Here is a 10,285-nt window from a genome sequence, read left to right on the forward strand (position 1 = left end):
GCGGCGGATCGCCGGCCGCGGGACGGCCGGGCTCGCGGACTCCCCTGCCGAGCGCGTCCGCGCCCGGCACGGTGCGCGGCCCCACGCGCTCGCCGACCGTATGCCCCGGGCCGCCGCCGAGGACGGCGTGGCCGGCGCGGACTTTCACCACGCCGAGGCGGCCGCGGGGGAAGCGGACCGGCGTCCCGTCCACCCACTCGGTCAGGCGGTCTAGTGGGGCCGGGCGAGGGGGGTCCGAGGCCGTCGCTGCGCGTGGCGGTCCTGCTGCTGGTCGCGGCCGCCGGTGGAGTGGAGACCGTCTCGTTCCTCGGACTGGAGCACGTGTTCGCCGGTGTCATGACGAGCAATTTCGCCCTGCTCGGTATGGCCGTAGGCCGCGGGAAGGCGGTCGGCGTGACCGCCACCGCACTCGCGCTGGCCGGCTTCGGGGCAGGCCTGACGATCGCCGCGCTGTACACGCGCGGCACAGCCCCGGCCGCAGTCTCCTGGCCCCGCCGGGTACTGGTCGTGCTGGTCGTGGAGACGGCTCTGCTCGGCGCCGGCGCGCTGGCCTGGGGCCTGACGGACGGCAGGCCCGGTGAGGCGCTCCGCGACGTGCTGCAATGCGGAGTGGCACTGGCCATGGGGATGCAGTCGGCGGCCATGGTGGCGGCCGGCAAGACGGCGTCTCCTACCACCTACCTCACCGGAACCCTGGCGACCTACGTCGTCAAGGGTCTGGGCGGCGGGAAACAGGGGCTCTGGGTACCGCTTCGGATCGGTGCCCTGATCGCCGGTGCGGCGCTTACCGCCGCGTTGCTGAGTGAGGCCCGCGGCTGGGCGCTGGGACCACCGGTGCTCCTGTTGGTGTGTGCGTCGACTGCGGCACGCCTGCCCCTGAGGAAGACCCGCGATGAGGAGCCTAGACGGCGGAGCCGATGCCGACCATGGTCGTGGGGTCCACGATCCGGTCGAAGTCCTCGGCACTGACGTACCCCGTGGCCAGAGCCGCTTCTCGGAGCGTGGTGCCCTCGTCGTCCGCCTTGTGGGCGATGGCGGAGGCTTTGTCGTAGCCGATCGCCGGAGAGAGCGCGGTCACCAGCATCAACGACCCCTCGACGTAGTCCTCGACCCGGCGCTGGTCGAGTTCGACGCCCTCGACGCAGTATTCCCGGAACTTGTCGCAGGCGTCCCCGAGGATGCTCGTCATGTGCAGGAAGTTGTCGATGATGACGGGCCGCATCGCGTTCAGCTCGAAGTTGCCCTGGGAGCCCGCGAAGGCGATGGCCTGATCCTCCGAGAGAACCTGGATGCACACCATGACCATGGCCTCGCACTGGGTCGGATTGACCTTGCCCGGCATGATCGAGGAACCTGGTTCGTTGGCCGGCAGAATGAGTTCGCTCAGTCCGCAACGAGGTCCGGAAGCCAGCCAGCGGATGTCGTTGGCGATCTTCATCAGGGGGACCGCGAGCGCGCGCACCCCGGCGGAGGCACCCACCATGGCGTCGAGCCCGCCCTGGGCGGCGAACTTGTTCGCGGCCGTGGTGAAGGAGTACCCGGTGCGGTGGGCGATCTCCGCCGCGACCTCCTCGGCGAAGCCGTCCGGGGCGTTGAGGCCGGTTCCGACCGCGGTCCCGCCCATGGCGATCTCCAGCAGTCCTTCCGCGGCGCGCTCGGTGCGGTCGTACGCCTGCTCCAACTGTCGTGCGTAGCCGGACCATTCCTGCCCCACGGTGAGCGGGACGGCGTCCTCCAGGTGGGTGCGGCCGATCTTCACGACGTCGTGCCACCGCTCCGCCCTGTCGGCGATGGTCTTCCGCAACGCGCGCACGCTGGGCAGCAGGTGCTCCTGAACGGCTCTCACCGCCGCGATGTGCATGGCGGTCGGGAAGGTGTCGTTGGAGGACTGGCCCATGTTGACATGGTCGTTGGGGTGGACCGGCGTCTTGGTGCCGAGTTCGCCGCCGACGAGCTGGATCGCACGGTTGCTGATCACCTCGTTGGTGTTCATGTTGGACTGCGTGCCCGAGCCCGTCTGCCACACGTAGAGCGGGAAGTGGTCGTCCAGGGCGCCGGAGATGACCTCGTCGGCGACCCGCTCGATGAGCTCGGCCTTCCACGCGGGCAGGCGTCCCGCCCGGCCGTTGACGACGGCGGCCGCCCGCTTGACCTGACCGTAGGCATGGTAGACAGCCTTCGGCATACGGTCGTCGCCGATGGAGAAGTGGATCAGCGAGCGCTGGGTCTGAGCACCCCAGTACCGGTCGGCGGGCACGTCGACGGCTCCCATGGAGTCCGTCTCCCGCCGGGTGCCGGTCGCGGTGATGCCGATCGGCACGTCATGCATCTCGGGAGCGGTCCTGTCCGGGTCGCTGGAGGTCATGCGCTGCCCTCCTCGACCGGCTGGTAGACGGGTTCCCACATTCGCTCGCGGACGGCGCGTTCGGGGTCGGCGCGATGCTGGGCGGCGATCCCCTCCGCCATGGCGGCCTCGACGACGGCGGTGGCGGTGCGGGCGGACGACTCCCACAGGTCCTCGACCGGCGGCAGCAACGACGCGCCGGGCCCGGTGGGGTCGACCTGGTCGGCGACGGCCTGCGCCGCGGCCCGCAGCATGCCGTCGGTGACATGGCCGGCGCCCGCGACGATGGTGCCGAGACCGAGGCCCGGGTAGAGCAGCGCGTTGTTGGCCTGACCGATGCGGTACTCGACGTCCTCGAAGGACACCGGGTCCACCGGGATGCCGGTCGCGATCAGCGCCTTGCCACCGGTCCACTTGACGATGTCGGCCGGCATGGCCTCGATCTGTGAGGTCGGGTTGGACAGCGGCAGGATGATCGGGCGCTCGCAGGAGGCGGCCATCGCCTCGACGACATCGCGGGTGAACGCGCCGGGCACCGTGGAAGTGCCCAGCAGAATCGTCGGCTCCACCCGGCGCACGGTCTCCACGAGCGAGATGCCGTCCCCGTCGCGACTCCAGCCCCGGGTCTCGGCGGGGTCGCGGGCGTAGCCCTGCTGGAAGTCGCGCAAGTCCGTCATGTCCCGGGTCAGCAAGCCCTGCTTGTCGATCAGCCATATCCGGGAGTCCGCGTCCTCCTTGCCGGCACCGTCACGCATCATGGCGTCGCGGAGGTGGTCGGCGATCCCGACACCGGCCGTGCCGGAGCCGTACACGACCAGCTTCTGCTCGCGCATGGGCACGCCGCTGACCTTCACCGCCGACAGGACAGCGGCCAGGGCGATGGCGCCGGTGCCCTGGACGTCGTCATTGAAGATGCGGTAGTCGTCGCGGTAGGTGTCCAGGATGCGGCGGGCGTTGCTCGGGCCGAAGTCCTCGAAGTGCAGCAGGGCGTGCGGGAAGCGGGCGGACGCGGTGCGCAGGTACTTCTCGATGAAGGCGTCGTAGGACGCGCCGCGCACGCGGGGGAAGCGGTTGCCCAGGTAGAGGGGGTCGTCCAGCAGGCTCTGGCGGTCGGTACCGACGTCCAGGGACACGGCGATCACCCGGCTGGGGTCGATCCCGGCGGCGGCGGTGTAGACGGCCAGCTTGCCGACGGCGATCTGCACACCACCCACGCCCCAGTCCCCGATACCGAGGATCTCCTCCGCGTCCGAGCAGACGATCAGGTCGACGTCGTTGGAGCCGAGGCCCAGCGTGTCGAATGCCCGGTCCATGTCGTCGGGGCGGTCGATGGACAGGAACAGGCCACGGGGGCTGCGGTACTCCTGCGAGTACTTCTGGATGGCCAGGCCCACGGTGGGGTCGTAAACGATCGGCAGCAGTTCGGGCAGGTGCTCGCGCAGCACCTTGAAGTAGAGGATCTCGTTGCGGTCGTGCAGTTCTTCGAGGTAGACGTTCTTGGCGAGGTCATCACCGGCCGCCTGCATCTGCCGGAACGCGCGCCCCGCCTGCTGTTCCAGGGTCAGTACGGCCGCCGGCAGGCGCCCTGTCAGGCCCTGCGCGTCGCGTTCCTCCTGTGTGAACGCCACTCCGTGGTTGAGGAGCGGGTTCGTCAGAATGTCCGGAATGGCCGGGCTGTTCTCGCCGCGCTGTGACATGTCCAACTCCCTTGGCTCGGCAGCGATGCCGCCAGGGCGGAACCGGCGTACCCGGCTGACGGCGCGTCCCTCATTCAGCGTAGACAGTTGGGCGCGTCTCGCACCTTGGGGATTATGGCTGTCCCTACCGTGATGTTTCGTGCGGACCGTGTGGGCGGCCTGTCCCGGCCGGGACAGGGTTGAGGCATGCACGTTTCTGATACACGGCGGGCTTCTGTCCTGGCCGAAGTGGGGTCCTTCGCCTTTCGGCGGCGATGGTGGGTCATCGCCTGCTGGGTCCTGTTGCTGGTGGCGATTCCGGTCTCGGCGACCGTCGGCCTCCAGCTGAGAGGTCCGGGGCTGGCGAAGCAGTACTCGGCAGGTGAGGGCGACGCTCAGAAGGCGACCGAGCTGCTCCAACAGCGATTCCCGGCGCGGGCCGGGGACGGTGCCCAGATCGTCCTGGCAGGGCCGGACCTGACCCGTCCTCAGGTTCGCGAGGCCGTGGAGCGGGGCGTGGGCGCGGTGCGCTCGGTCGCGCACGTGGCCGGCGTGGGTGACCCCTACGGCGGCGAGACCGGGCGGGTGGCGGACGCGGGGCAGGTCTCCCGGGACCGGACGGTCGGCTATGTCACGGTGCAGTTCGACCGGCGGGCCGCGGACCTGCCGAAGGCCACCGCCGAGCAGGTACGGTCCGCGTTCGAGCCGGCTGTGTCGCGGGCCGGTCTGCGCGTGGAGTACGTGGGGCAGATGTTCAACCCCTCGGGGCCGCCACCGTACGCGGAGCTGGCGGGCGCGGCGGTCGCGGTGGTAGTGCTGCTGGCGCTGGGCTCGTTCCTGGCGCTGTCGGTGCCGCTGCTCACGGCGCTCGTCGCTGTGGGGACGGCGGTGACGTTCGTGCTGTTCTATCTGTCCCGGCAGGTCACCGTCCCTGATTTCGCGGCTCAGGTGGTGTCGTTCCTGGCCATCGGGGTGTGTGTCGACTACGCGCTGCTGGTGGTGCACCGCTATCGCGCCGAACTCGGCCGGGGTCTCGCGGCGGACGCGGCGGTCGAGGCCGCCATGAGCACGGCCGGCCGGGCCGCCGTCTTCTCGGGTCTGACGGTGATGGGTTCCCTGGCCGGGATGCTCGTCGTGGGCATCGGGTTCATCACCGGCCTGGCACTGGCCGCCATCCTGGCGGTCGGGGTGTCGGTGGTCGCCACCCTCACCCTGGTGCCCGCGTTGATCTCCGTGTTCGGGCGGCGCGCCCGGCCCCTGCCACCCGAGAAGGCCGCGTCCGGCGCGTGGCGGCGACTGAGTCTGCGGGTGCAGCGCAGGCCGCTGGCCGCCTCGGTGATGGTGGTGGCCGTTCTGGGGGCGCTGGCCGCGCCGGTGCTGTCCATCCGGCTCGGGCAGGTCGACGCGAGCAACGAGTCCACCGCCTCGGCCGGGCGACGCGCCTACGACCTCCTCGGCAAGGGATTCGGTCCCGGGGCGACCGGCCCGCTGCTGCTGGTCACCGACCTCACCCGCGGCTCCGCGCACCTCTCCGACGTACAGACGCTGGCGCACGAGATCGCAGCCGAGCCGGATGTCGCGCAGGTGGCCCCGGTCCAGGTCGACCGTGCCGCAGCGCCCCGTACGGCCAGCTTCCGCGTGACGTCGGCGTTCGGCCAGCAGGACGAGCGCACCACCCGTCTGGTGCGGCACCTGCGTTCCGGCCCCCTGGCCCGCCTCACCGCCGCCACCCGCACCCCGGCCTACGTGGGCGGGCAGACCGCCCGGGGTATCGACCTGGCCAGCGCCTTGCAGCAGCGGCTGCCCTGGCTCGTCGGGGGTGTGATCACCGCGAGCATGCTCATGCTGTTGCTGCTGTTCCGTTCGATCGCCATCCCCCTCAAGGCCGCAGTCATGAACGTGCTGTCGGTCGGCGCGGCCTTCGGGCTCGTCGTCGCGGTGTTCCAGTTCGGCTGGGGCGCCGACCTGATCGGTGTCGGCCGTCCCGGCCCGGTACTCGCCTTCGCGCCCGTGCTGATCTTCTCCATCGCCTTCGGTGTCTCCATGGACTACGAGGTCTTCCTGCTGGAGCGGATGCGCGAGCACTACCGGGCGTGCGGCGACAACACCGAAGCGGTGACGGTGGGCATGGCATCCACCGGCCGCGTCGTCACCTCCTGCGCCCTGGTCATGATCGCGGTCTTCGCGGCCCTGATCAGCGGGGTCGCGCTCCCGGCGAAGATCATCGGGCTGGGCCTGGCCGCCGCGGTCGCCATCGACGCCACCCTGGTGCGCATGATCCTCGTCCCGGCGGTGATGCAGATGCTCGGCAACGCCAACTGGTGGCCGGCCGGCCGACCCCAGGTACACCACGACGACGCCCACCGAGCACAGCCAGTCCCGCGCTGACCCGTACCACCGGCCGGACCACCGCGCGAGCGGTCCGGTGGGGGGCGGGACGCCCGGCGACCCGCGCCTGCGGCCCGCCCCCCCTGTTCGAAAGACCAGGAAATGACCATGGACCGTCTCCGGACCGTCGGCGCCCTGCCCCGTAGGCTGACGACCATGTTCCGCCGCACCCTGCGGGCCCTGGCCTACCTGCTGTACGGCCTGGGCACGGGCATCGCAGCCCTGGTCACGCTCGTGGTCGCTGTCACGGCATGCGCGGTGCTGTCCCTCACGCATGCCGGGGTTCCAGCCTTCTTGGCAGCCACCAGCGCCACCCGGGCCCTGGCCGGTCTGGAGCGCCGCCGCGCCGCGCTCGTCCTGCTCGGCCCGGTCCCGACCCCCTACCGGCAGGCGGACGCGGCCACCAGGGCCGGCCGGGCACGGCAGGTCGCCGCCCATCCGGCCACCTGGCGGGACATCGCCTGGCTCACCGCTCTGTTCCCCCTCGCTCTGGCGAGTGCCGTCGTGGCCGTCGTCGTCCTGGGGGTGGACCTGGCCGCGCTCACGTCACCCGCCTGGGTGTGGGCCCTGCCGGCCCACCACCGCCACGACAACGGCTTCGTCACCGTCACCACTCCCCTCGGGCAGGTGCTCACCGTGCTCGCGGCCGCCGCACTGCTGCCGCTGCTCGCCCGTCTCGTCCGGGCGCTGGCCGGCGGGCAGGCTCGCCTGGCCGCCGCCTTGCTGGCCTCCGGCCGCACCCAGCGGCTGACGGAACGAGCCGACCGCCTCACCCGCACCCGGGCCCGCGCCATCGACGCCCAGGCCGCCGAACTGAAGCGCATCGAACGCGATCTGCACGACGGCGCCCAAGCACGCATCGTCGGCCTCGGCATGACCCTCGCTCTGGCCGAGCACCGCCTGAAAGCCCTCGGCGCCGCCGCCGACCCGGCCCGCGCCGATCTCGCCGCGGCCCGCCGGGAGATCACCACCGCCCTCGACGAACTGCGTCACCTCGTGCGGGGCATCCACCCGCCGATCCTCACCGACCGGGGCCTCGACGGCGCCCTGACCGCCCTGTTCGCCGACCACCCGCTGCCCGTCCTTGCCGACGTCGACCTGCCCCGCCGGCTTGCCCCAGCCGTCGAGTCCGCCGCCTACTTCCTCATCGCCGAAGCCCTCACCAACACCGCCAAACACGCCCAGGCCACCCACGCCACCGTCACCGCGCACACCCGCCCCGACCGCACCCTGGCCGTGACCGTCACCGACGACGGACACGGCGGCGCCGACCCCGACGGCCCGGGACTGAGCGGACTGCGCCGCCGGCTGGACGCCCTCGACGCCACCCTCACCCTCGCCAGCCCACCCGGCGGGCCCACCCGCCTGCACGCGGAGTTCCCATGCGCCTTGTGATCGCCGAAGACCTGCTCCTGTTGCGCGACGGACTCATCCGCCTGCTCACCGCCACCGGCCACGAGGTGCTCGCCGCCGTCGACACCGGCCCCGGCCTCGTCGAAGCCGTCCGCACCCACCACCCGGACCTCGCCCTCGTCGACGTCCGCCTGCCACCCGGTTTCCGCGACGAAGGGCTGCGCGCCGCCATCGAGGCCCGCGCCCTCACCTCCGGGGCCGTCCCGGTGATCATCTTGTCCCAGTACGTCGAGCGCGCCTACGCCGCCGAACTCCTCGCCGACGGTCAGGGCGGCGTCGGCTACCTCCTCAAGGACCGGGTCACCGACATCCCCGCCTTCCTCGACGCCCTCGAACGCGTGGCGGCGGGCGGCACCGCCCTCGACCCCGAGGTCGTCACCCAGATCTTCGCCCGCAACACCCGCGACGGCGCCCTCGCCCGCCTCACCCCCCGCGAACACGAAGTCCTCGCCCTCATGGCCCAGGGTCTGTCCAACTCGGCCATCGCCGGACGCCTCCACCTGGCGGCGGTGTCGGTCGAGAAGCACATCGGCAACCTGCTCGCCAAACTCGACCTGCCCGTCGCCGACGACATGCACCGCCGCGTCCAGGCCGTACTCACCTACCTCAACGCCTGAGACGGCGCCGGACCGGGAAGCGGATGCCGCGGTCGCTCCTGGTCACGGCACCCGGCGGCCGGCGGCCGGCTCGTCCGCACGCGCCATCCGCGACGGGACACCGAGGCGCAGCGGGGCCGTCCGCACCCCTCCCTTCGTTCGCCCACTCAGGTCATCCCGCTCCCGCCCATGTTTGCGGGCCCCGCCCCCGGTCACCCGGTAGTCCTGAGCCCGCGCGCACGCGGGTCGCGCCAGGGCGGGCGGTGAGCGTCGTGTCCGGCGGAGTGGAGAGGATCAGCGAGCAGGTATGACCGAGACCCCTTACACCACTACAGACTCCGGCGCGCCCGTCGAGAGCGATGAGCACTCGCTGACCGTGGGCCCGGCCGGACCGTTGCTGCTGCAGGACGCCTACCTCATCGAGCAGATGGCTCAGTTCAACCGGGAGCGCATCCCCGAGCGCCAGCCGCACGCCAAGGGCAGCGGGGCCTTCGGGCGCTTCGAGGTGACCGGCGACGTCAGCCCGTACACGAAGGCAGCCGTCTTCCAGCCCGGCGCCCGTACCGATCTCGTCGCCCGCTTCTCGACCGTCGCCGGGGAGCGCGGGAGCCCGGACACCTGGCGCGACCCGCGCGGCTTCGCGGTGAAGTTCTACACCAGCGAAGGCAACTACGACATGGTCGGCAACAACACCCCGGTGTTCTTCATCAAGGACCCGATGAAGTTCCAGCACTTCATCCGCTCCCAGAAGCGCCGCGCCGACAACAATCTGCGTGACCACGACATGCAGTGGGACTTCTGGAGCCTCTCCCCCGAGTCCGCCCACCAGGTCACCTGGCTCATGGGTGACCGGGGTGTCCCGCGCAGCTGGCGGCACATGAACGGCTACACCTCCCACACGTACATGTGGATCAACGGGGCCGGGGAGAGGTTCTGGGTCAAGTACCACTTCAAGACCGACCAGGGCATCGAGTTCTTCACCCAGGACGAGGCCGACCAGATGGCGGCCGTCGACACCGACTACCACACGCGTGATCTCTTCGAGCACATCCGGGACGGGGAGCACCCGAGCTGGACCCTGCATGTGCAGGTCATGCCGTACGAGGATGCCGCCGGGTACCGGTTCAACCCCTTCGACCTCACCAAGGTGTGGCCGCACAGCGACTACCCGCTCATCGAGGTCGGCCGGATGACGCTGGACCGGAACCCGACGGACAACCACGCCGAGATCGAGCAGCTCGCCTTCCAGCCGAACAACTTCGTCCCCGGCATCGGGCCGAGCCCCGACCGGATGCTGCTGGCCCGGCTCTTCTCGTACGCCGACGCGCACCGCCACCGCATCGGGACCAACTACGCCCAGCTCCCGGTCAACGCCCCCATCACCGACGTCAACACGTACTCCAAAGACGGCGCGATGGCCTACCGCAAGACCACCGACCCCGTCTACGCCCCCAACTCCAAGGGCGGCCCAGCCGCCGACACCGTCCGCTTCGGCAGCCCGCCGAGCTGGTACGCCGACGGCGACATCACCCGTGCGGCCTATGTCTCCCATGCCGAGGACGACGACTGGGGCCAGGCCGGCACCCTCGTCCGGGAGATCATGGACGACGACGCCCGTGACCGTCTCGTCGACAACGTCGTGGGGCACCTGCTGAACGGAGTCACCGAACCCGTCCTGGACCGTGCCCTCCAGTACTGGGCCAACATCGACCCCAAGGTCGGCGAGCGGATCGCCGAGGGCGTGCGCGCCAAGGCGGACGAGCTGGACCCGAAGGCGGAGAAGCAGGGCAATCCCGCCCGCCGCAGCATGCAGCACAAAGCCTGACCCCGCTCCGCCGGGCGCCCCTCCCCCGCTCCGGGGCGAGGGG

8 protein-coding genes are annotated in these 10,285 nt (G+C 71.2%); 6 read left to right on the top strand and 2 right to left on the bottom strand.

Going from position 1 to position 10,285, the window contains the following annotated elements:
• The coding region (locus ACFWN1_RS28480; RefSeq protein WP_384367964.1) for a hypothetical protein at positions 1-214 on the top strand (214 nt) is incomplete at its 5' end.
• Between the two features lie 38 nt (positions 215-252).
• Positions 253-969 carry a DUF1275 family protein gene (locus ACFWN1_RS28485; RefSeq protein ID WP_384367967.1) on the top strand — a complete coding sequence of 239 codons (717 nt, stop codon included), beginning with the start codon at positions 253-255 and terminating at the stop codon, positions 967-969.
• On the opposite strand, the gene fumC is transcribed toward ACFWN1_RS28485, so the two are convergent.
• Both fumC and ACFWN1_RS28495 read right to left on the bottom strand, forming a co-directional pair.
• The gene (gene fumC, locus ACFWN1_RS28490) at positions 902-2,365 is read right to left on the bottom strand and encodes a class II fumarate hydratase (RefSeq protein ID WP_384367970.1); all 1,464 of its coding nucleotides are present in this window, start codon (positions 2,363-2,365) and stop codon (positions 902-904) included. The genes ACFWN1_RS28485 and fumC overlap by 68 nt on opposite strands.
• On the bottom strand, positions 2,362-4,041 hold the full coding sequence (locus ACFWN1_RS28495; protein WP_384367972.1) for an NAD-dependent malic enzyme: 1,680 nt from the start codon (positions 4,039-4,041) through the stop codon (positions 2,362-2,364). The genes fumC and ACFWN1_RS28495 overlap by 4 nt, the downstream gene beginning before the upstream one ends.
• Positions 4,042-4,329: 288 nt before the next feature.
• Here ACFWN1_RS28495 and ACFWN1_RS28500 point away from each other — a divergent pair, with 288 nt between their 5' ends.
• The 4 genes from ACFWN1_RS28500 to ACFWN1_RS28515 all read left to right on the top strand — a co-directional run bounded on the left by ACFWN1_RS28500 (position 4,330) and on the right by ACFWN1_RS28515 (position 10,242).
• The gene (locus tag ACFWN1_RS28500; protein WP_384367975.1) at positions 4,330-6,408 is read left to right on the top strand and encodes an MMPL family transporter; all 2,079 of its coding nucleotides are present in this window, start codon (positions 4,330-4,332) and stop codon (positions 6,406-6,408) included.
• Positions 6,409-6,516: 108 nt separating this feature from the next.
• Complete coding sequence (locus ACFWN1_RS28505; RefSeq protein ID WP_384367978.1) at positions 6,517-7,803, top strand: sensor histidine kinase; 1,287 nt, start codon at positions 6,517-6,519, stop codon at positions 7,801-7,803.
• Complete coding sequence (locus ACFWN1_RS28510) at positions 7,791-8,438, top strand: LuxR C-terminal-related transcriptional regulator (RefSeq protein WP_384367981.1); 648 nt, start codon at positions 7,791-7,793, stop codon at positions 8,436-8,438. Before ACFWN1_RS28505 ends, ACFWN1_RS28510 begins: the two co-directional genes overlap by 13 nt.
• A gap of 286 nt (positions 8,439-8,724) precedes the next feature.
• Positions 8,725-10,242 (top strand): catalase, encoded by a 1,518-nt coding sequence (locus ACFWN1_RS28515; protein ID WP_384367984.1) that lies wholly within the window; start codon positions 8,725-8,727, stop codon positions 10,240-10,242.
• The last annotated feature ends 43 nt before the right edge of the window (positions 10,243-10,285 follow it).

The organism is Streptomyces sp. NPDC058459, assembly GCF_042721685.1.
In the GTDB taxonomy this organism is placed as follows: domain Bacteria; phylum Actinomycetota; class Actinomycetes; order Streptomycetales; family Streptomycetaceae; genus Streptomyces.

Bases quoted from the DNA above. Each gene is read 5' to 3' on its own strand.
- ACFWN1_RS28515 (WP_384367984.1), top strand. From the start codon at position 8,725: ATGACCGAGACCCCTTACACCACTACAGACTCCGGCGCGCCCGTCGAG.
- ACFWN1_RS28510 (WP_384367981.1), top strand. From the start codon at position 7,791: ATGCGCCTTGTGATCGCCGAAGACCTGCTCCTGTTGCGCGACGGACTC.
- fumC (WP_384367970.1), bottom strand. From the start codon at position 2,365: ATGACCTCCAGCGACCCGGACAGGACCGCTCCCGAGATGCATGACGTG.
- ACFWN1_RS28505 (WP_384367978.1), top strand. From the start codon at position 6,517: ATGGACCGTCTCCGGACCGTCGGCGCCCTGCCCCGTAGGCTGACGACC.
- ACFWN1_RS28495 (WP_384367972.1), bottom strand. From the start codon at position 4,041: ATGTCACAGCGCGGCGAGAACAGCCCGGCCATTCCGGACATTCTGACG.